Here is a 20399-nt window from a genome sequence, read left to right as displayed (position 1 = left end):
GTATTAATGTAACTCAGCAAGATACTTTTCAGCATCCATTGCCGCCATACATCCACTTCCAGCAGCTGTAATTGCTTGTCTGTAAATATGATCCTGAACATCACCAGCAGCAAAAACTCCAGGTAAGTTTGTTCTTGTAGATCCTTTTTCTGTTAAGATATATCCGTTTTCATCCAAGTCAATTTGTCCTACAAAAATATCAGTATTCGGTTTGTGACCAATAGCGATAAAAATTCCATGAACATCAACCGTAGATTTTTCCTGAGTTTGGTTATCAATAACAACCGCTCTTTCAACAAGATTATTCTCCCCTTCTATTCCTATTAATTCGTGGTTGAATTTCACTTCAATGTTTGGTGTATTTTCTACTCTGTGGATCATCGCTTTTGAAGCTCTGAAAACATCCTTTCTCACCAACATCGTCACTTTATTAACCAATTTTGCAAGGTAAGTTGCTTCTTCCGCCGCAGTATCACCGGCTCCTACTACTACTACATCTTTTCCTCTGTAGAAAAATCCATCACAAGTAGCACATGCAGAAACTCCACCTCCATTATATTTTTTTTCGTCATCAAGACCTAAATACTTAGCTGTAGCTCCTGTAGAAATAATCACGGTTTTAGCAAGGATCTCTTTATTTCCGGCAAATAATTTGTGAACACCACCCTTTTCTTTAGAAAGTTCCACTTTCGTGATCATTTCATAATGAACTTTGGTATCAAATCTTTCCGCTTGTTTTTGCAAATCCATCATCATTTCAGGACCTGTAATACCAGCAGGATATCCGGGAAAGTTATCAACCTCCGTTGTTGTTGTTAATTGTCCGCCTGGCTCTAAGCCTGTATATAATTCAGGCTTCAGATCTGCTCTTGCCGCATAAATTGCCGCTGTAAAGCCAGAAGGCCCTGATCCAACTATTACACAATCTAAAATGTTTTGCTCCATAATTTACTTTTCAAAAAGATTAAAATTAAAGTCTGCTAATTTCGTAATTTTTAATGTTTTATTAAAGGAATTTTAATGATACTTGTCAATAATCAATATGTCGACTGTCAATGATTGTTTTTATACGTTGCTGACCGTTATTGGGGCTCATTTTGAAATCGCGAAACGGCTTTTAAACAACTTGCAACTAACAACATTTCACTTCCTTCCCCGTGACTCGCATCCCGAACCTCCCAACTCTACAATAAACTAAACTTTCATCTTAAATTTATCGACATTAATAATCTTATATACCAATTCCTTGATCAACTCTGCTTCACTCATATTTACCGCTCCCAAACCTTTTCCTTTCATATCAAATTCCCTTAAAATAGAAACCACTCTCGTAGCATGTTTTAAAGGATATAACCTTGCACTTTCTGCGTAATCTTTGATGAAGTAAGGATTAATCCCCATTTGGGAAGCAATAGCCTGTGGCGACTGTCCCGGCATTGTCTGATAAATAATAACATTTGAGAAATAGTTATACAAACTCGCCAACATCATTACAAAAGGATTATTCTTAGGATTCTTTCCCATAAAATGGGCAATTTTAAATGCTGCATTTGCATTTTTCGTTCCTAGAGCCTTTTGGAGTTCGAAAACATTATATTCCTTACTGATTCCGATATGGTTTTCGATAATCGTGCCATCCAAAAGCTCTCCTTCTTTAAGGATTATTTTTAATTTACCCAATTCATTGGCGATCCTTGAAAGATCATTTCCAAGATATTCTGCTAAAAGGTGAGAAATATTTGGGGCTGTTTTTATGCTTAATTTAGAACATTCATCAGCAATCCATTTCGGAAGATTATTCTCTCTGATCGATTCACTGAGGAAAAGTGCTTTTGCCTTATCTAAAGCTTTTGTCACCTTTTTCCTGCTATCCAGCTTTTTATGTTTGTGGGCAAAAACCAGAACTGTTGATGGAATCGGATTTTCAACATACGCTTCCAGAATTCTATTTTCTTCGTCATTAAGTTTTAGATCCTGAGCTTCTTTTACAATAATCACCTGTTTATCTCCCATCATGGGAAACTGCCTTGCCAAAGAAAGAACTTCCTGATAAGAAGTATCTTTTCCATAAGTCACGGTCTGGTTGAAAGCTTTTTCATCTTCTTCCAAAAAGTCGTGTTCAAGAGCTTTTACAGCAACGTCAATAAAATAAGGTTCATCTCCGTGGAAAAAATAAATCGGTAAAACTTCTTTATTTTTAATATTTTTGAGGATTAAATCTAATTCTTTCATCTTTTAATGGAACTTCCAAAACTGAATTTTCAGGAAACTTTTGATTTTAAATTCAAGAAAGACAAAGATAAGTTTTTTATTTATGATTTAGTTCGTAAAACTTACCTTTTGCTTACCCCTGAAGAGTGGGTAAGACAACATTGGATACATTATTATCTCACAGTAAAATCCTATTCTGTATCTGCATTGATTACAGAAAAAAAGATCGTTTTAAATGGTCTTACTAAAAGAATTGACCTGCTTATTACAGAAAAAGCACAGCCAAAAATTTTAATCGAATGTAAGGCTCCACAGATCAAACTGACTGAAAAAACTTTTGAGCAAACCGCAAGATACAATTCAATTATTGGCGCTAAAGAGATCATTTTAACCAACGGCTTGCAGCATATTAATGCTTATTTTGAGAATGACCAGTATCAATTTTATAAAGCAGATAATTAATCAGTTTATATTATTTATCTAGGGAAAATCCTGCGCAAAGTTTGTCATTCAGATCTAAGCGAATTGGCGTCTGGAATCTCAGTCTTGCCTATTCATAGATATAAACCAAAAAAGTCATAAAAGTTTTAATGTACCCCAAAGACTGCATTTGAGTTTTTGAAAATACTAAATTTTAAAAAGAATCTTCTTTGGCTCTGTTGTTAACTAAAGTTCACAATTTTTAAATGCATATGATAGTTAATATGACTTTAAATTTTTATAAATTTAAAGTGCTTTAATTAAAGTCACAATAAAAGGACACATAAGCATTTTGGAAATCTTTTGATTCTCGTCTTAGGTGATCTCCTTATTTTTCAAAACAAAAAACTTCAAATTTTAAATACCCAAAAAAAACTTTTGTTCCTTTTGTGGTCAGATAAAATATGGTTAAATAAAATTTAAATGATTGATATGAACATCAAAAACATAATATTCGATTTCGGGGGCGTTTTAATGGATTGGAATCCAAGATATTTTTTTAAAGATTATTTTAATGACGATAACAGAATGGAATATTTCCTTACCCACATTGCTCAATCGGAATGGAATGAAGAACAGGACCGGGGAAGAAGTCTCATGGAAGGAACCAATATACAGGTTCAGAAATTTCCTGATTGGGAGAGAGAACTCAGGGCTTATTATGACAATTGGCATGTCATGTTGAAAAGCGAGATCCCACAAAATGTAGAAGTTCTTAGAAAACTAAGCAAAACAGATTATCATTTGTATGGATTGACCAACTGGTCCGAAGAAACCTTTCCTTATGCTTTGGAAAACTATGACTTTTTTCAGCTTTTCGATGGTAAGATCGTCGTTTCAGGAACTGAAAAATTAATAAAACCTGACCCTAAAATCTGGCATCTTTTATTGGAGCGTTACAACATTCAAGCTAACGAATCCCTTTTTATTGATGATAATCCCAAAAATATAGAAATGGCAAAAACCCTGGGCTTTCATACTGTTCAGGTGTATGCAGATACTAATCTAGAACAGGAACTGATTGATATAGGGCTAAAGTTCTAATAACTTATAATAATATTTTGACAATCATTATTATAAGTTATTTTTATTAATTTAGATGTAGATTTCTATTGATATGATAGGTCATTGCCAATTGAAATGACAGGATCAAATCTTATTTAAAAAATTACAAAATATGATACGTTCAATCTTATTAGCAACTCTCTTTATGACATCTGGAGCTCTATTCAGCCAAAACCTTAAAACAGTTTCCTACCAGGACGGCTCACAAAAACTGAATGGCCTAGTAACTTCAAACGCCGGAAAAAAACTTCCGGGAGTATTGGTATTACCCGCATGGAAAGGAATTGATGATGAAGCTAAAAATGCAGCCATAGAACTTGAGAAGCAAGGTTATATTGCTTTTATAGCAGATATTTATGGAGAAGGAAATATCCCTGCGGATAATGATGCCGCAGGAAAAACCTCAGGACATTATAAACAAAATTATGCAGAATATCAGAAGCGTATTTCATTGGCACTGGATCAACTTAAAAAAAGTGGTGCTGTTGCTAATAAATTAGCAGTTATCGGATACTGTTTTGGTGGAACTGGAGCATTAGAAGTTGCCAGATCTAATATGCCCATAGCCGGCATTGTTTCCATTCATGGAAGTATTGGTAAGGACCAAACTAGAAAAAATGGAGCAATAGGTCCTAAGATGTTAATTGAAAATCCAGCAGAAGACAAAGGAGTAACCCAACAGGATTACGACAATCTGATCAAAGAAATGAATGAAGGAAATGCTGACTGGCAAATTATCACCTATGCACACTCTAAGCACACTTTCACGGATCCAAAATCTCCTGATTATAATGAAGTAATGGCAAAAAGAGCCTGGAATCATACGTTGATGTTCCTGAAAGAAATTTTGAAGTGAAAGCTTCAATCTAACAATTTACCAGTTTAATAATGTAGCAATGATATGGTCACTTGATTCAATTTTGCAGCATTAATTTATTGGTAAATTGTTACATTAAAAAAATTATCCTTCTCTATTCACCAAATCCATCGAAAAAGCAGGAAGGCAGATTGCAATGTACTCACAAGGCTCGGTAAAAGGGTTGCTGTAGCGGACTCTTGCTCCTTTTTCCACCATAATACTCTGTCCTTTTTCAAGGGTGACTATTTCACCATCTATTTCAAACTGCTTTTTTCCTGAAATAATAATTGTAAATTCATCAAACTGAGGCGTCTGATGGGGTTCACTCCAATCAGGTGGTGCTACCATATGAGCGATGGATACATTAGGATTTTGCGTAGAATTTCCCCAATGCTCCTCGATCAATTTCCCGTCTGTTGTAGGAACTACAAATGGTGATTTCTGAATTTTATATTTTTTCATTTCAGCCAATTTTCCTTTTTTATTTCATATACAAAATTGGTTCTTGTGGGTTCTGCAAAATAGGCTACTTCTTCTTCCCCTATTTTTTCTCCACCCAATCTTTCCAAGGCAATTTGGGAACGGAAGTTCTCTTTCCCAATATGGAAATGAACTTTATTTACAAATTGAAAAATATAATCCAGCATCAGTTTTTTAACTCTTGGATTTACCCCTTTTCCCCAGGATTTTGTGCCATAAAAAGTATATCCAATAAAAATATGATTGTCCTTTTCATCAAAATCATAGTATCGGCTGCTTCCCAATATATTCCCGGAAGCTTTATCTATAATTTTAAAAGCACCTTTACTTTCAATCGCACCTTTAAAAAAACTCTCAAAAACCTCTCTTTTGTATCTGTCTTTATTAGGATGCTGTTCCCAGACTCTGGGATCAGAAGCTACTTCATATACAGATTCAAAATCCCCTTGTATTAAGGGGATTAATTGAAATTCATTATCTTCTAAAATAGATTGAATAGAAAAATTCATTGTCTTAGCTTTTTGTTTTAGCAGCGTCAGTTTCTATTTTTTTGATTTCTTTCAGTTTATCTGAAATTTTGATTACGGCATCTAATTTTGCAGGTTTTAAGGCAACTTCTGCCTGAGCCATATCCCATTTGATCACTAAATTCCCAGAATTTTCATCCGTAGGATTTAATGTAATTTCAAACCATTCTTGCTTGTCAGCTAATTTATTAACAGGGACAGTAACATCTACCACATCCTGTTTCGGATCGTAGGTATAAGCACCCCATTGTTGAAAATCCTTATTTAAGATCACTTTCCATTCTTTATCTGTTGGAACGATAAATAATCCATATGTTCCTGCAGGCACCATTTTACCACCGAAGTTAACAGCCTGTCCGAATGTAATTTTTGTAGATGAGTTGGCCCCTGCTCGCCAAACCTGTCCATAAGGAACTAATTCTCCAAAGATTTTACGACCTTTTACACCAGGTCTTCCATAATCGATACTGATTTTAGACATAGAGAACTGCTGTTCCACCTTCTGACGCGGACTTGCAGCCGGTACTGAATAGTCTTGTGCAAAACTTAAAGCTGAAGCCGATAGGCAAAGTGCGAATACTAATTTTTTCACGTGTAAATTTTTGTTTAAAAGTACGAAATCAAAACAAAATAGTCTGCTCCAATTTCAATAATTTTTATAATATCCACATTATTAACTTTTCTATTTTTTCAAAAATTTCAAACAGCCAGTAAAACCTTTTTTGCCTGTTCAATATGCCTAACATTATGATAAATAACAAAACGTAACGTATCACCTAGTTTCAGTTTGATCAGTTTTGAAATACTTATACTTGTTTTTGTCTTCTCCAGATTAATGTTTCTGGATTTTTCCAACAGAACTAATAGTTGTTGCTCTTGCCAAATGAATTTTTTCAATACTCCTTTATCCAGCTTAGCGCGGATAGGATTCATTGTTTTAAATGTTTTCATTGTATTTAGCTTTTCTTTTGGCAACATCGACTTTGCAAAATAATTACCAAGGATTCCCGGTGAAAATGTAGTCTTTGTAGTAGAATGAGAAGAAGATATCCTGTGGGTAATCTCCGGAATATAAAAACCTCCGTAAAGATTAAGATGTTCAATACACTCCAGAACACTCCAGCTATTTTCGGATGTTCTGTGATTCAGCTCTTGATCTGTTTTCTGCAAAAGTGTTTCTACATATTGGATGTGTTGTTGGGTAATCGTCGTTAATTCTGATATTAATTGTGAAGAAGAAATTTTCATTGATCCTTTTTATGCAAATTTCTGTATTCCTACATTTCTAAATATTGACTGAACTCAAGATTTTTTTAATCTCGATAATGTTTCGGGACTCATTCTAAGGTAATTGGCAATATATTTATTGGGGATTTCCTGAAATAGCTTCGGACTTCTTTTTAAAACCCTTTCGTAACGTTCAAGAGGTGAGTTGACCAAAAGATCTTTTTCTCTTTCAATCTGTTGTAAAACAAGATCTTCTAAAATAAAAGTCCATAATTTTAAATGCTCATCACTCGATTGAATAAATTCGTAAAAATCCTTTTTTGTTGCTACTTTTACCTTTGTCTTTTTAATCGCCTGAATATAGAAATCCGATGGCTTATCTGATAAAAATGAATCCAGGGAAACAATGATATTATCCTTATAACCGAATCTAATGATCCGTTCTTCATCTTCATCCATGATAAAAATACGGACACTTCCCTCTTCCACAAAATAAACATTCGTGTCTATCTCGTCTTTTATTTTTAGAAACTGGTAACGTTGAATGTTTTTTTCAGTTTTAAACAGATCAGCATCAATCAGTGTTTGGATTATATTTACAGAACTCATAGATTCAAAATGACCTTAATATCAGGGTCTATAAATTTAAATAAAATCAGAATAATATTGCCTTCTCTAACTCCAATAACTTTTGTTTCCTCCAGATTCCTCCTGCATATCCTACGAGATCACCATTAGAGCCGATGACCCGATGACAGGGAACTAAAATAGCTATTTTATTGATTCCATTTGCAGTTCCGACTGCACGTATTGCTTTTGGATTTCCTAAAAACTCTGATTGCTGTTTATAAGTTCTGGTCTCTCCCATTGGAATTTCACATAAGAGATGCCATACTTTTTCCTGAAATTCAGTTCCGGTGATATATAACGGAACATCAAAAGTTTTTCGCTTTCCTTCAAAATACTCCTGTAGCTCCTTTTCTAATTGCTGAAAGTGTTTATTCTCACCCTGAACGATCTCTGCATTTAAAGATTTTGACAGTGATGCAAACTGTTTATCCATATTTTTCCGATCTGTAAACTCCAGCAAACAAATCCCTTCATCTACTGCACAGGCAAACATCGGTCCCAGTGGAGTTTCAATTCTTTTAAGATCTATTATTCCTTGCATTTTGGTATTTTTAGGTGAGACACCTACTATATTTTTAAAACGTTCATTAAATCCACTTAAGCTCTCATATCCTGAATCGATCGCAGCTGCTATAATACTCTCACCATTTTTTATCTTTTTGAAAGCTTTGTTCATGCGCAATTTTCTTTGATAGGCCTGAAAAGTAATTCCATGATTTTTCAGGAACCACCGACGAACCGTTACCGGTTCAATATGTCTGGTCATTAAATCGGCGTCTTTGATTTTTAAAGATTCATCGCGCATTAGTTCATTCAGCAATTCCTGAATATAAAGTGGTGTTTCGTTTAGTTTTTCAAGAGGCTTACAAACTTTGCAGGCTCGATATCCACTTTCTATAGCTTCTTTTGTATCTAAAAAGAATTCTACATTTTCTCTTTTGGGTTTTCGGGCAGTACAGGTGGGCCGACAGAATATCCCTGTCGTTTTTACCGCCATCCAGTAAGTTCCTTCGAATGTGGAATCTTTTTCCAAAGAGGCCTGATACATTCTATCTTCTGTAAGTCTCATCATTACATAAAAATGGGTGAAAAACTTTGTTTTACGAGTACCTCACGGCCTGCATCTTCCAAATGATTATAAATATACCCATTTAAAAAATTTCCTGAAGAAATTCTTTTAACTCCTAAATTTTTAAGGGTCTCAAAATCGGGCAAATCGGGCATACACATTACATTAATTGGAGTTTCTGTAGAATTTACAATGGTTTTGATATCGTTTTCATCCGTAATACAAGGAACGAAAATTCCATCTACTCCTAATTCTTCAAAAATCCTTATTCTTTGCAGTGTTTCATCTACAGGATTTTCAATTCCTAACAAAAAAGGATCAGTCCTGAAATTGATGAAAATATCAATATTGTCCGCTTTCAATTTTGAAATAACCGGTTTAAATTTTTCATGGAGCTCTTCTTTCGTTAATAACTTTCTGGCTCCATCAACCACAACACTGTCCTCTATATTAATACCAACTGCACCAATGGCTGCTAACCTTGAAATATTTGAAACAATCTGATCGCTTGTATTTCCGTATCCACCTTCTAAATCTACAGATAAAAGAATATTCGCTGATTTTAATATTCTTTCAGCAATATAGAAATATATATCAAAACTCATCTCCTCTCCATCCTCGTATCCTAAACTATGAGCTACCGCAGAGCTAGAAGTGGCTAATGCTTTATATCCTAACTTTTCATATACTTTAGCACTTTGTACATTCCATACATTTCCTACTAATAAAAGGTCATCATTTATATGCAGATCTTTAAAAATTTGAATATTTGTCATTGTTATTTTTTTATAAAGTTAATAAGAGTATGGCTTATTTTGCAACCGAAAAATGGACAAGTATTTTTATGCTCTTCTTACAACACCATTAAAACATCCTGGTTTTGCATTGTGAATGTGTACATATTCGATTTCCTGATTTTCAAAAATCTCCTGAATCTTTTCTTTCAAAAGTTTTCCCTCAAAAACGTCTGCAAAAAACATCATCCCATTTTTGGTATAGCCGCGAGCAGAAAGAAGTCTATGGTTAAACATTATTGGAACCTCATTAATTTCATACATTTTTGTTGAGTGGTTTGTTCTTACAAAAATAGGCCCGCTGGCTTTATATGGGGAATTTACATTGTGAAAATCATAATTAAGAAGGAAAACCTGCTCGTCTACCTTTGCATCTTCCAAAGTAACCCGGCATGGAAAACCAGGAAATTTATCTACCACTAACTTTTTAATATTTTTTTCTGAAAGTTCAGCATCTGATAAGCGACTCAAGTAAGCAAAATCTACATCATTCAGTGCTTCAAATTTAAAATTGTTCATATTTTTTCTTACAAATTTAAATACAGAAAATCCGCACTGCAACCGAAAAACAGACAAGTATTTTTATGTTCTTTCGCATTTCAAAAATAAAAGGTAATTTTCTAAACTTAAAGTTTCAACCAATAACCATTTTACTGATGTTTACAAAACTTAACATTCTATTTCTTTTTCTTTCATATTTTATTGTAGTTCAGGCACAGGAAACAATTCCTTTTCGACTCACTCAGTACAATAATATCATTGTCAAAGCTTTGATAAATGATAAGGACTCTCTGGATCTGATGTTTCAAATTGCTATGGCAGATGCCTCCATTTCCCCTGAACGTGCTAGAAAAGCAGATCATATTATTTTCAAGGATGAGATCAGTGAAAATAATACCATACAATTAGGAAAAATAGTAACAAAAAATGTTCGGTTTTTCGATAATGAGCTGACAGGCCATGAAGCCGACGGGAAATTTGGAACAGGTATTTTTTCGGGAAAAGCTTTCAAGATCGATTATGATAATAATAAGTTCGTTATCTACGATCAGCTGCCAGATTTAAAAGGTTATCAGGCTATTAAACTGTATCCTGAAAGAGATCAGCTATTCATTAATGCAGAGAATATCATTGATGGAAAATCAGTTGAAGGTCATTTTCTTCTACAATCAGGATATTCCGGAGGATTGCTTTACAATAATCAATTTGCCGAAGACAACGGATTAGACAAAAAACTGGAAGTAACAGGAGAAAAAACATTAAAAAACTCCAGTGGTAAAAGTGTCATCACAAAGCAAGGTATTTTGCCCAAATTCAAAATAGGAAATATAATGATGGAAAATGTATCTGCCGGGTTCTTTGCGGGAGATCTTAAAACACAAAAAGTAAGCTATTTTGCAGCCGATATGATACGAAGGTTTATCTGGATCTTTGATGCTGACAGAAAAACAGCATATATAAAGCCAAGCAAATATTTTTCAGTACCTTACTATAAAATTAATTAAAAATCCTCATCTTATATGTGATGAGGATTTTCTTATGTTGTTTAAATTATTGTGGCATTGCTTTCCATTTTTGAAGAATGGAAGTATAGAAATACATAAATATAAAACCACATACAAATATAATAAAGCTCAGATTAAGACCCATAGAATCAATAATTGTTGGACATTCGGCATACGAATGTACAGTACTCGTACTTATACACGTCGCTTTCTGATGAATAGTGATAATTCCGAAGATAAGAAATAAGAAAAGCACAAATCCACTCATTGAAATAGTAATAAAAATCGAAGATACCAGCTTTCCAACTTTTCGCATCATCAATAAGGGAACTAAAAGAATGATTAAAGAGATAAAAAGAGTAAAATAAGAAGCAAAAAACTCTTCTTTTCCACGTACTAACACAGAATATAAAACGGTAAGTAACGTGACGGCTAAAATCAATACTCCGGCACTGATGACACTGAATAATAGTGATTTCAATCCTACAATTCTAAAACTAAAAATAAAAGCTGCCAGGAAAAAAGAGATCCATAAGTAAATATGAATATTCTCCGAGAAGAAATCCATATTTTTTATTGTATTAACATTATTCAGAACATCTTTCAAAGAATCTGTGTAAAAGTAATAGTCTGTAAGATTATTTTTAAAATACTTTTCAGGAGAAACCTGTTGATGAATATCAGGGTTAAGAGCTACTATAGCTAAAGAATCCCTTACGATCGTTCCATTATCCGCAATAGCCGCTTCGGTATCTGTAACAGCATAATCAGCTTCATATTCTCTGGAGATTGATGGATCATCAGCTTCATTGTAGTTTCTAACCTTTCGTATAAAATATTTGGGTTCAAAATTATTATTCTGTGTGGAATAGATCATTTTCGCCCATTCTTTAGCTTCCAGATTAGTCTGTATTTTATATTCTTTTGATATTTTCAAAAAATCAGAAAGTAAGCTTTCTAATTTTGCAGGATTGTTTTTATTTAAAAGATCAGTAGTCTTTTTATTAATTTCAAAAGCTAATTTTTTGTAGTCACTGCTTGTATAACCTTCCGTATTCATATCATTATAATTTTGCTCTTTTACATAATGAACATCCTTAGAAGTCTCATCATAGAAAATTTTAGAAAAATTATAATAGCTTAAACCTGTTGTCTGAATATATGATGAAAGATCCACAACCTCTTTTTTGAAATAGAATGTACCAGAATTTTCTTTCAGTTCAGAATAAGCGACAGCCGTTTTATTAGTTCTTTCAGGTTCAGGAATTGCAAAATTTCCATATCTATCTTTTTTAGCAGACGTCTTGGAATACACAGAATAGTATTGATATACCCTGTTATAATAAATAAAATATTTTTTACCCGTGTTTATTTTATTAATATCCGTTTCACAGAAAAGATCTGCAAAAGGTTTTGGAAACTTTCTGTTATCCAAGGTATAGGCTTCAAGTTCCTGTGAAAGAAAGGGTGAGGTTCTATTAATAATATCTATATTTTTCTCTACTTGTTGATCAGGGTACTGATGATTAATAAACATCCTGAAACCTATCATATAAGAGAAAAAGAAGGTAGTACTGGCAAAAAGGATGATAAAATACTGAACAAACTGTGAGAATAATTTCCATTTTGAAACAGGATAAAAATTCTTGAAAGCATTGTTTTTGAACATCATTATGAGCCAACCTACAATCATTAAAATAGAGATGATGAGATGAATGAATATAACACCATTTTTAAAATAATCATCTTTTACACTATAGGTCTGAAGGGAGCGTGGATCCATATGAGACCAATATCCTATTGCGAAAAACAAGATATGAATAAGCGCACTTACCAAAAGCATCCACACGATTTTTGTGTTCCAGATGGTTGGGTATCGCTCCAGTAAATATTGATTGAGTTGATTTATTTTTTGCATTTTGATCGAATTAAAGAAGATTAACTAACGAAAAATCTTCTTGTGGAAGATGAAATATTACGGATATAAACAATGTTGGTTTTAGCATTTCCCAATGAAGACATTACATCATAAAATTCTGTTTCTACAGAAAAATAGGCAACATATACTCCACCATTATAATTGAGTTTTTCCAGTTTTAAAGCTTTAAAAACTTCTAAAAGTTCATCTCTGGAACTGGGAGTATCAATTTCAATGATCAAATGGTTTTCTTCATTGTTCTTAAGATCAGAATTATCCTTGTATTGTCCGTTTTTCAGGAAAATAACTTTATCCGAAACCTTTTCCACTTCATACAATTGCTGAGAACTTAAGATCAAAGCAATGGGATTATTTACTGAATTAGCAATCGCTTTCAAGTCTTCCAGAATCACCTGTTGGGCCACCACATCAAGATTAGCTAAAGGCTCATCCAACAACAGAATTTCAGGTTTTCTCAAAAGAGTGCGTGCCAGTTCAAAGCGCATTTTATATCCTGAGGATAGTTCGCTCCATTTTAAATGTTTATAATTCCACAATCCGAGACGGGCGATCATCATTAGCGTTCGGGTTTCATTTTCTTCTGTATTCACCCCGTAATTGGCAAGGACAAATTTAAGGTTGTCTTTAAGACTTCCATACCATTTGGCAGTTCGTTGCGGAATGTAAACCAATTTTGTACGAAGATCATAATCATTCTTTGGTTCCTGGTTAAATGCATATTGCAACTGACCTTGATTATAAGAAATTTCTTTTGCTAAAATTCTTAAAAGGGTGGTTTTCCCATTACCATTTTCACCAACTAATCCATAAACCTGACCTTTATTAATTGAAATGGAAACAGGTCCTAAAGAAAACCGATTACTACCATATGATTTAGAAATATGCTCTGCGTGAAGCACTGATTTTTCTAAAGGATATTCAGGAACTTTAATTGCTTCAATTTTCTGAAGCAGATCTTTTGATTTATCAATAAATTCTTCGGTTTTATCTGGGTATTGTTCCTTCCAGTCCGTTAAAGAAATTGCTTCGTTGTAAATACCCATATTCTGAGTATCCATAGCACAGTCAAGCAATTTTCTGAATCCGAGAATAGTGTCTTTATTATCAAAGAAATGATACACGTCCGCTACTCTTTGCTGATGTTTCGTCATTTGGTGTTTAAATATTATTTTTACTTTCTAAAGATATAAATTTTGAAGCTGTTTCCTCTTAAAATGGAAAAGAATGCATCGCTGCATCCTTTTGATATCTATGTTATTTTTTCATAATCTATGTAAGCATTGATGACATCATCATAGACATATAATAATTGGCACAATGTAGAGAATTGATCAATAGTATTTCTTTACTGGGTAGAATCTCAAAAGCTTCTGATGTTGTTATTTGGTATTCATAATTCATGGTGCTCCATTTGAGATCCGGCTTCATTACCAAAAGTTCAAGTCCTTCCTGATCTGTTAGTACAAATGATTCTTTAAAAATACCTCTGTGCTTAAAAGCATAGCTTCTCTTCAAGTCGTCAAAGTAGGTTTGTATAACAATTTCTCCATTCCAGTTCAGTCTGAATTTTAAAAGGATCTTTTCGTTGTCCTTTAACTCAATGGTTGTTCCCCAAAACCCCTTCGGCTCAATATGATACTCCAAACCATCTACAATTTCTATTACAGCATTAAACTTAAACCAACTATTATAAATAAGTTTTCCAACTAACCTGCTCTCTTTTGTTACTTCAAAAAATAAAGAATTGCTTGATTCTGCTTGATATTCTGCCATGGTTATTTTTTAATTTGGTGGAATTTCTATTGGTTTTTAAATAGTATTAACAGCCTGAATTTTAACGCTCTAATTTATAAATAAATCAGCAAATATTATTTATTTTTAAACTGATCTCACAAAACTCTGCAAAATTAATTTTTAATTATATCAATTTACCCATTCAACAATAACATGTTCAACTATTTTTATTTTTGCCCATGCAATATAATTTTGAATTTTTCAATTTGTCGTCTATGACGTAAAACATGAACAATTGCATGTTCCATTAACTGTTCTATATCATAAACTTGTCCCCACAAAGTATTTATTTTTTTGGTGTTGTCAAATTCTTCAAGCTGATCATCATGAATATTTCTGAAAGTTTCTACGGTAAAGACGAATAAGCGGTCAAAGTCTTTACGATAATCATCTATTGTCCAACGAAGTACAATGTCTGGATATTTTACATTTTGCCCCATTAATCGGATATCGATAGCATAAGCAAATCCTGCACTAACCACATGTGCCAGTATTGTCTGAATCGATTTGCAGTTAGAGTCACTTGTTTCAGCATCAATAATTGTAATTAGTTCATCATCTGAAATGTCAGTAATTACCTGTTGCAAGTCGTTAATTGCCCTTTCATATTCGTCGAGCAATGCACCAACGGCACCTTCTCTGTAAGTTTTAATCATAAATCCTGTTAATTAGTTAGGTTTTGATAAATCACATTCTTTCGATTACTTTTTAAATACTCCCTATTCAAGATAATATTGATCAAATTCAATAGGATTTTTAGGTTTATTTATTCCTGTCCTATTTTTAAAATCTTCCTCAATTTCAAAATTTTTCTCTGTAATAATAATCTCTTTATTGTTTTTGAATAATTTTAAAAGTTCAGCTTTATATTTAGAGTTGAGTGACTTAAAATAATTATCATACAAACATATTCCAACTTCTTTTTCAGCAAATTGTTTTCCGAATGACGTTGTTGCCCTAGGCTTTATGTAGTAATCTCTTAAACTCCAATCATCAAAATAATAGTCCCTGTAAGTAGATTCACAATCAAGTATTTTTATTTTTTCAGCCTTATATGGATTCGCTAGCAACACATAAAAGAAAGCGGCTAAAAAACCTAATATTAGGACTCCTAGAATTGTTATTTTAGTTTTCATTGTTTATAAAAAATCTTTGAGTTTATTTGAATTTCTATATAATATTAATACTATCTAAATTATACAAATAATTTAATTTTTATAAAAAAAACCCGTAAGAAAACTTACGGGGTTTTAAATATATTTGCTTTTCAAAGATTACATCGCATTCATTTTAAAAGTCATACTTTCGATCACTTTTAAAATAGCCTCTACCGTATCCATTGATGTTAAACATGGTACTCCATTTTCAACACTCATTCTTCGGATCTGGAAACCATCTCTTTCAACCTGCTTTCCTTTGGTCATGGTGTTGACTACATATTGTACTTTTCCTTTTTGGATCAGGTCGATAAGGTTTACACTTTCTTCTCCGATTTTGTATCCTATTTTACAAGGGATTCCTTTTTCTTCAAAGAATTTAGCCGTTCCTTCTGTTGCCCAGATTCTGAATCCAACTTCATGGAATCTTGCAGCCAGATCAGCAGCTTCCTGCTTGTGTTTATCAGCTACTGTGAATAATATTGATCCGTGCATCGGAACTTTTCTTCCTGCTGCAATAAGTCCTTTATAAAGAGCTTTTTCTAAAGTGGTGTCTTTCCCCATCACTTCTCCTGTAGACTTCATTTCTGGTCCTAAAGAGATATCAACTTTCGTTAATTTTGAGAATGAGAACACCGGAACTTTTACAAACACGCCTTCTTTTTTCGGAACCAATCCGTTTTTATATCCCAGATCTTTCAGCTTCTGACCTAAGATAGCTTTTGTCGCTAAGTTAGCCATCGGTACATCTGTAATTTTTGAAAGGAAAGGAACTGTTCTTGATGAACGTGGGTTCACTTCGATCACGAATACATTTCCATCAAACAGAACATATTGGATATTCATTAATCCAATAACATTCAAGCCTTTTGCCAGTCTTTGGGTGTAATCTACTAAGGTGTCAATTTCAGCTTGAGAAACATTTTGTGGTGGATATACCGCTATAGAGTCTCCGGAGTGAACTCCCGCTCTTTCGATATGTTCCATAATTCCAGGAATGATTACCGTTTCTCCGTCACAGATCGCATCTACCTCAACTTCTTTTCCGGTAATGTAACGGTCTACCAATACCGGGTGTTCCGGGCTTGCATCTACCGCAAATTCCATATAATGAGCCAATTCTGATTCTGTATACACGATTTCCATGGCTCGCCCTCCCAGTACATAACTTGGACGAACTAAAACCGGATAACCAATCTCATTAGCAATTTTTATCGCTTCTTCTTTTGATGTTGAGGTTTTTCCTAAAGGCTGAGGAATTCCCATTTCCTGCAGCGCTTTTTCAAATTTATCTCTGTTTTCAGCTCTGTCAAGGTCTTCTAATGAAGTTCCTAAGATCTTTACTCCATAGCTTGCCAGTTTATCTGCTAAGTTAATCGCCGTTTGTCCTCCAAACTGAACAACTACTCCCATTGGTTTCTCAAGGTCGATGATACTCATTACATCTTCTTCCGTTAAAGGTTCGAAGTATAATTTATCTGAGATTGAGAAGTCTGTAGAAACTGTTTCAGGGTTATTGTTGATGATAATCGCTTCATAGCCCATTTCTTTGATCGCCCAAACTGAATGTACTGTAGCGTAGTCAAATTCTACTCCCTGTCCTATTCTGATTGGCCCTGAGCCTAAAACGACCACTTTTTGTTTATCTGAAACCACACTTTCATTTTCCTCTTCATAAGTTCCGTAGAAATAGGGTGTTTCACTTTCAAATTCTGCCGCACAGGTGTCTACCATTTTGTAAACCGGTATCACTCCATTTTCTTTTCTGAAATTGTAAACCTCTCTTTGAGTAGATTCCCATAAGTGAGCGATATTCTGATCTGAGAAACCTAATTTTTTAGCTTTAATTAAAATCTCTTTATCAAATTTATGTTCAGCAATTGTTTTTTCGAAGTCAACCAGTTTCTTTAATTTATAGATAAAGAACTTGTCAATCTTACTCCATTCTACAATCTGTTCCCAATCGTAACCTCTTCTTAAAGCATCACAAATGATGAATAATCTTTCGTCATCACAAACTCTGATTCTTCTTTCGATGTCTTCGTCTGTTAAAGCTGCAGCTTGTTTTGTTTTTAATCCTAAGTGTCTTAAACCTGTTTCCAGGGAACGTACCGCTTTCTGTAAAGATTCTTCAAAGTTTCTTCCGATAGCCATTACTTCTCCGGTCGCTTTCATCTGTGTTGAAAGTCTTCTGTCCGCAGTTTCAAATTTATCGAAAGGAAATCTTGGGAATTTAGTTACCACATAGTCCAAAGCTGGTTCGAAACATGCGTAAGTTTTTCCTGTAACCGGATTCATGATCTCATCAAGGGTTAACCCAACTGCAATTTTAGCTGCAATTTTAGCGATCGGATATCCCGTCGCTTTACTTGCTAAAGCTGATGATCTTGAAACCCTCGGGTTTACTTCAATGATATAGTATTCAAATGAATGTGGATCCAAAGCCAGCTGTACGTTACATCCCCCTTCAATACCCAGTGCTCTGATGATTTTTAGGGAAGCATTTCTCAACATTTGGTATTCTCTGTCTGAAAGCGTCTGTGAAGGCGCTACCACAATTGAGTCTCCCGTATGAACTCCCACCGGGTCTATATTTTCCATGTTACAAACCACAATTGCATTGTCGTTCGCATCACGCATTACTTCGTATTCGATTTCTTTGAAACCTGCGATTGATTTTTCAATAAGACACTGCGTTACCGGACTGTATTTCAATCCCAGTTCTGCGATCTCTTTTAATTCAGCTTCATTGGAAGCGATTCCACCTCCAGTCCCTCCCATGGTAAAGGCAGGACGAACAATAACGGGATATCCGATTTCTTCAGCGAAATGAAGAGCTCCTTCTACTGTAGTTACAATATCAGATTCCGGAACCGGCTCGTTCAGCTCTCTCATTAATTCACGGAACAGATCTCTGTCCTCCGCTCTGTTGATCGCTGAAAGTGTAGTTCCCAATACCTCAACTTTACATTCTTCAAGGATCCCTGATTTCTCCAATTCTACTGCCATATTCAATCCAGTCTGCCCCCCTAAAGTAGGAAGCAACGCATCCGGACGTTCCTTTCTGATGATATGACTTACAAACTGAAGGGATATCGGCTCGATATATACTTTATCAGCGATCTCCACATCCGTCATAATCGTTGCAGGATTTGAGTTGATCAAAATTACCTTGTAACCTTCTTCTCTTAAGGATAAACAAGCCTGCGTTCCTGCATAATCGAATTCTGCCGCCTGCCCAATGATGATAGGACCAGAACCGATTACTAAAATTGTTTTTATATCTGTACGTTTTGCCATTTTCTTTTTTTAGATACAAGATTTCAGATGCCAGATTTCAGACTTCCAACATTCTGTTTTTACTTTTTTAAATTAGATTTGAATGTATAAATCATTCTTTGAATTTCATTCAGATTTGATATTAGACTATCAACTTTTTCCACATTAAGTAGTTCTAACTCTTTTGTTAAAATTAATTTCTCAAAATTGTGCATAATTACTTTAATTTTCAAAAGTCTGATGTCTAGTGTCTGCTATCTGATGTCTGTATTATAGCTTCTTAAAGTCTTCCATTAAATCAATAAACTCATCAAACAAATAATTCGCATCTTCCGGGCCTGGACTTGCTTCCGGGTGATACTGAACTGAGAAACAAGGGTGGATTTTGTGTTTCAATCCTTCATTTGTTCTGTCGTTTAGAGCGATGTGGGTTTCGATAAGGTCTGTTCCTTTAAGACTTTCCTGATCTACTGCATAACCGTGGTTTTGGGAAGTGATCGAAACTTTATTTTTCACTAAATCTAAAACCGGGTGATTTCCTCCTCTGTGTCCGAATTTCAGTTTGAATGTTTTCGCTCCACAAGCTAACCCTATTAACTGGTGTCCTAAGCAAATTCCAAAGATCGGAACTTTTCCTAAAAGACCGCGGATCATTTCTAAGGCCTGTTGGTTATCTTCAGGATCACCAGGACCATTTGAAAGCATAATCCCATCCGGATCCATTAGTAAGATCTCTTCAGCTGTTGTATCATGTGATACAACGATAATGTCGCAGTTTCTTTGAGAAAGCTCTCTGATGATTCCTAATTTAGAACCGAAATCTACCAATACTACTTTGAAACCTCTTCCCGGATTTGCGTAAGGTGTTTTCGTAGAAACAGTTTCTACCTGGTTGGTAGGGAAAGTTGTTAATTTTAACTCTTCTACAATTGCGTTTTCATCAGCATCTGCATTTACAATTTTTCCTTTTACCACACCTGAGTTACGAAGAATTCTTGTCAGTCTTCTTGTATCTATTCCTGAAATTCCTGAAAGGTTTTTCTTTTTGAACAATTCATCCAAGGTGATCTGAGTACGGAAATTGGATGGTAGATCACAAATTTCCTTTACAATAAGACCTTTAATAGCTGGTTCAATACTTTCATAATCATCGCGGTTGATCCCATAATTTCCGATCAACGGATAAGTCATACATACAATCTGACCACAATAAGATGGGTCGGAAATCAATTCTTGATATCCCGTCATTCCGGTATTGAAAACCACTTCTCCTGCTGTTTCCAATTCTGCTCCGAAACCTTCTCCGTTAAAAACCTCTCCGGATTCTAATATTAATTTCTTTTTCATTTTTATTTTTGTTGTACCATGTATTCATATATAAAC

General features: G+C 34.3%; 21 protein-coding genes and 1 pseudogene. 4 read left to right on the top strand and 18 right to left on the bottom strand.

Going from position 1 to position 20399, the window contains the following annotated elements:
• Window positions 1–3: 3 nt before the first annotated feature.
• Both trxB and holA read right to left on the bottom strand, forming a co-directional pair.
• Window positions 4–945 carry a thioredoxin-disulfide reductase gene (trxB, locus tag NG806_RS00620; protein ID WP_261511526.1) on the bottom strand — a complete coding sequence of 314 codons (942 nt, stop codon included), beginning with the start codon at window positions 943–945 and terminating at the stop codon, window positions 4–6.
• A 249-nt stretch (window positions 946–1194) separates the two neighbouring features.
• A complete protein-coding gene (holA, locus tag NG806_RS00615; protein WP_261511525.1) occupies window positions 1195–2232 on the bottom strand; it encodes a DNA polymerase III subunit delta in 1038 nt (345 codons plus the stop codon).
• A gap of 6 nt (window positions 2233–2238) precedes the next feature.
• On the opposite strand from holA, the gene NG806_RS00610 reads away from it, so the two are divergent.
• The 3 genes from NG806_RS00610 to NG806_RS00600 all read left to right on the top strand — a co-directional run bounded on the left by NG806_RS00610 (window position 2239) and on the right by NG806_RS00600 (window position 4612).
• On the top strand, window positions 2239–2673 hold the full coding sequence (locus NG806_RS00610; RefSeq protein WP_200245366.1) for a type I restriction enzyme HsdR N-terminal domain-containing protein: 435 nt from the start codon (window positions 2239–2241) through the stop codon (window positions 2671–2673).
• Window positions 2674–3123: 450 nt separating this feature from the next.
• Window positions 3124–3735 (top strand): HAD family hydrolase, encoded by a 612-nt coding sequence (locus NG806_RS00605; RefSeq protein ID WP_214833252.1) that lies wholly within the window; start codon window positions 3124–3126, stop codon window positions 3733–3735.
• Window positions 3736–3868: 133 nt separating this feature from the next.
• Window positions 3869–4612, top strand: a complete 744-nt coding sequence (locus tag NG806_RS00600) for a dienelactone hydrolase family protein (protein WP_261511524.1) — start codon at window positions 3869–3871, stop codon at window positions 4610–4612.
• 105 nt (window positions 4613–4717) lie between these two features.
• On the opposite strand, the gene NG806_RS00595 is transcribed toward NG806_RS00600, so the two are convergent.
• The 9 genes and pseudogenes from NG806_RS00595 to NG806_RS00555 form a co-directional block, all read right to left on the bottom strand.
• Complete coding sequence (locus NG806_RS00595; protein WP_214833256.1) at window positions 4718–5077, bottom strand: cupin domain-containing protein; 360 nt, start codon at window positions 5075–5077, stop codon at window positions 4718–4720.
• Window positions 5074–5604, bottom strand: a complete 531-nt coding sequence (locus tag NG806_RS00590; protein ID WP_214833258.1) for a GNAT family N-acetyltransferase — start codon at window positions 5602–5604, stop codon at window positions 5074–5076. Before NG806_RS00590 ends, NG806_RS00595 begins: the two co-directional genes overlap by 4 nt.
• Before the next feature lie 4 nt (window positions 5605–5608).
• On the bottom strand, window positions 5609–6214 hold the full coding sequence (locus NG806_RS00585) for a DUF2911 domain-containing protein (RefSeq protein WP_214833261.1): 606 nt from the start codon (window positions 6212–6214) through the stop codon (window positions 5609–5611).
• A 107-nt stretch (window positions 6215–6321) separates the two neighbouring features.
• The gene (locus NG806_RS00580) at window positions 6322–6870 is read right to left on the bottom strand and encodes a DinB family protein (RefSeq protein WP_261511523.1); all 549 of its coding nucleotides are present in this window, start codon (window positions 6868–6870) and stop codon (window positions 6322–6324) included.
• Window positions 6871–6924: 54 nt separating this feature from the next.
• Window positions 6925–7458, bottom strand: coding sequence for a Crp/Fnr family transcriptional regulator (locus NG806_RS00575; protein ID WP_261511522.1), 534 nt, complete (start codon window positions 7456–7458; stop codon window positions 6925–6927).
• 46 nt (window positions 7459–7504) lie between these two features.
• Window positions 7505–8020, bottom strand: coding sequence for a methylated-DNA--[protein]-cysteine S-methyltransferase (locus tag NG806_RS00570; protein WP_251040646.1), 516 nt, complete (start codon window positions 8018–8020; stop codon window positions 7505–7507).
• 12 nt (window positions 8021–8032) lie between these two features.
• Window positions 8033–8527, bottom strand: a pseudogene (locus NG806_RS00565) (bifunctional transcriptional activator/DNA repair enzyme AdaA); the annotation flags it as partial.
• A gap of 23 nt (window positions 8528–8550) precedes the next feature.
• Entirely contained in the window at window positions 8551–9324 is a 774-nt protein-coding gene (locus NG806_RS00560) for an isocitrate lyase/PEP mutase family protein (protein ID WP_261511521.1), read from the bottom strand.
• 66 nt (window positions 9325–9390) lie between these two features.
• On the bottom strand, window positions 9391–9861 hold the full coding sequence (locus NG806_RS00555) for a DUF1203 domain-containing protein (protein WP_261511520.1): 471 nt from the start codon (window positions 9859–9861) through the stop codon (window positions 9391–9393).
• Between the two features lie 137 nt (window positions 9862–9998).
• Between NG806_RS00555 and NG806_RS00550 the strand changes: the two genes are divergently transcribed.
• Entirely contained in the window at window positions 9999–10847 is an 849-nt protein-coding gene (locus tag NG806_RS00550) for a retropepsin-like domain-containing protein (protein ID WP_261511519.1), read from the top strand.
• 46 nt (window positions 10848–10893) lie between these two features.
• Here the strand turns inward: NG806_RS00550 and NG806_RS00545 are convergent, their stop codons facing one another.
• From NG806_RS00545 to NG806_RS00515, 7 genes are all read right to left on the bottom strand, one after another.
• A complete protein-coding gene (locus NG806_RS00545; protein WP_261511518.1) occupies window positions 10894–12765 on the bottom strand; it encodes a hypothetical protein in 1872 nt (623 codons plus the stop codon).
• Window positions 12766–12785: 20 nt separating this feature from the next.
• Complete coding sequence (locus tag NG806_RS00540; protein WP_261511517.1) at window positions 12786–13937, bottom strand: ABC transporter ATP-binding protein; 1152 nt, start codon at window positions 13935–13937, stop codon at window positions 12786–12788.
• A 118-nt stretch (window positions 13938–14055) separates the two neighbouring features.
• Window positions 14056–14559, bottom strand: a complete 504-nt coding sequence (locus NG806_RS00535) for a hypothetical protein (RefSeq protein WP_261511516.1) — start codon at window positions 14557–14559, stop codon at window positions 14056–14058.
• 188 nt (window positions 14560–14747) lie between these two features.
• Complete coding sequence (locus tag NG806_RS00530) at window positions 14748–15236, bottom strand: DinB family protein (RefSeq protein ID WP_261511515.1); 489 nt, start codon at window positions 15234–15236, stop codon at window positions 14748–14750.
• Window positions 15237–15299: 63 nt separating this feature from the next.
• Window positions 15300–15716: a hypothetical protein gene (locus tag NG806_RS00525; RefSeq protein WP_261511514.1), complete on the bottom strand. Its 417-nt coding sequence runs from the start codon at window positions 15714–15716 to the stop codon at window positions 15300–15302.
• A gap of 138 nt (window positions 15717–15854) precedes the next feature.
• The gene (gene carB / locus NG806_RS00520) at window positions 15855–19037 is read right to left on the bottom strand and encodes a carbamoyl-phosphate synthase large subunit (RefSeq protein WP_214833283.1); all 3183 of its coding nucleotides are present in this window, start codon (window positions 19035–19037) and stop codon (window positions 15855–15857) included.
• Between the two features lie 249 nt (window positions 19038–19286).
• The gene (locus tag NG806_RS00515) at window positions 19287–20363 is read right to left on the bottom strand and encodes a carbamoyl phosphate synthase small subunit (protein ID WP_214833284.1); all 1077 of its coding nucleotides are present in this window, start codon (window positions 20361–20363) and stop codon (window positions 19287–19289) included.
• Window positions 20364–20399 lie beyond the last annotated feature (36 nt).

The sequence above is a fragment of the Chryseobacterium paludis genome, from assembly GCF_025403485.1.
Lineage (GTDB): Bacteria > Bacteroidota > Bacteroidia > Flavobacteriales > Weeksellaceae > Chryseobacterium > Chryseobacterium paludis.
Note: the sequence above shows the minus strand (reverse complement) of the source record. Positions and strands in the feature narration are given on the sequence as shown.

Coding starts and splice junctions, on each gene's coding strand:
- trxB (WP_261511526.1), bottom strand. CDS start 945: ATGGAGCAAAACATTTTAGATTGTGTAATAGTTGGATCAGGGCCTTCT.
- holA (WP_261511525.1), bottom strand. CDS start 2,232: ATGAAAGAATTAGATTTAATCCTCAAAAATATTAAAAATAAAGAAGTT.
- NG806_RS00610 (WP_200245366.1), top strand. CDS start 2,239: ATGGAACTTCCAAAACTGAATTTTCAGGAAACTTTTGATTTTAAATTC.
- NG806_RS00605 (WP_214833252.1), top strand. CDS start 3,124: ATGAACATCAAAAACATAATATTCGATTTCGGGGGCGTTTTAATGGAT.
- NG806_RS00600 (WP_261511524.1), top strand. CDS start 3,869: ATGATACGTTCAATCTTATTAGCAACTCTCTTTATGACATCTGGAGCT.
- NG806_RS00595 (WP_214833256.1), bottom strand. CDS start 5,077: ATGAAAAAATATAAAATTCAGAAATCACCATTTGTAGTTCCTACAACA.
- NG806_RS00590 (WP_214833258.1), bottom strand. CDS start 5,604: ATGAATTTTTCTATTCAATCTATTTTAGAAGATAATGAATTTCAATTA.
- NG806_RS00580 (WP_261511523.1), bottom strand. CDS start 6,870: ATGAAAATTTCTTCTTCACAATTAATATCAGAATTAACGACGATTACC.
- NG806_RS00575 (WP_261511522.1), bottom strand. CDS start 7,458: ATGAGTTCTGTAAATATAATCCAAACACTGATTGATGCTGATCTGTTT.
- NG806_RS00570 (WP_251040646.1), bottom strand. CDS start 8,020: ATGCAAGGAATAATAGATCTTAAAAGAATTGAAACTCCACTGGGACCG.
- NG806_RS00560 (WP_261511521.1), bottom strand. CDS start 9,324: ATGACAAATATTCAAATTTTTAAAGATCTGCATATAAATGATGACCTT.
- NG806_RS00555 (WP_261511520.1), bottom strand. CDS start 9,861: ATGAACAATTTTAAATTTGAAGCACTGAATGATGTAGATTTTGCTTAC.
- NG806_RS00550 (WP_261511519.1), top strand. CDS start 9,999: ATGTTTACAAAACTTAACATTCTATTTCTTTTTCTTTCATATTTTATT.
- NG806_RS00545 (WP_261511518.1), bottom strand. CDS start 12,765: ATGCAAAAAATAAATCAACTCAATCAATATTTACTGGAGCGATACCCA.
- NG806_RS00540 (WP_261511517.1), bottom strand. CDS start 13,937: ATGACGAAACATCAGCAAAGAGTAGCGGACGTGTATCATTTCTTTGAT.
- NG806_RS00535 (WP_261511516.1), bottom strand. CDS start 14,559: ATGGCAGAATATCAAGCAGAATCAAGCAATTCTTTATTTTTTGAAGTA.
- NG806_RS00530 (WP_261511515.1), bottom strand. CDS start 15,236: ATGATTAAAACTTACAGAGAAGGTGCCGTTGGTGCATTGCTCGACGAA.
- NG806_RS00525 (WP_261511514.1), bottom strand. CDS start 15,716: ATGAAAACTAAAATAACAATTCTAGGAGTCCTAATATTAGGTTTTTTA.
- carB (WP_214833283.1), bottom strand. CDS start 19,037: ATGGCAAAACGTACAGATATAAAAACAATTTTAGTAATCGGTTCTGGT.
- NG806_RS00515 (WP_214833284.1), bottom strand. CDS start 20,363: ATGAAAAAGAAATTAATATTAGAATCCGGAGAGGTTTTTAACGGAGAA.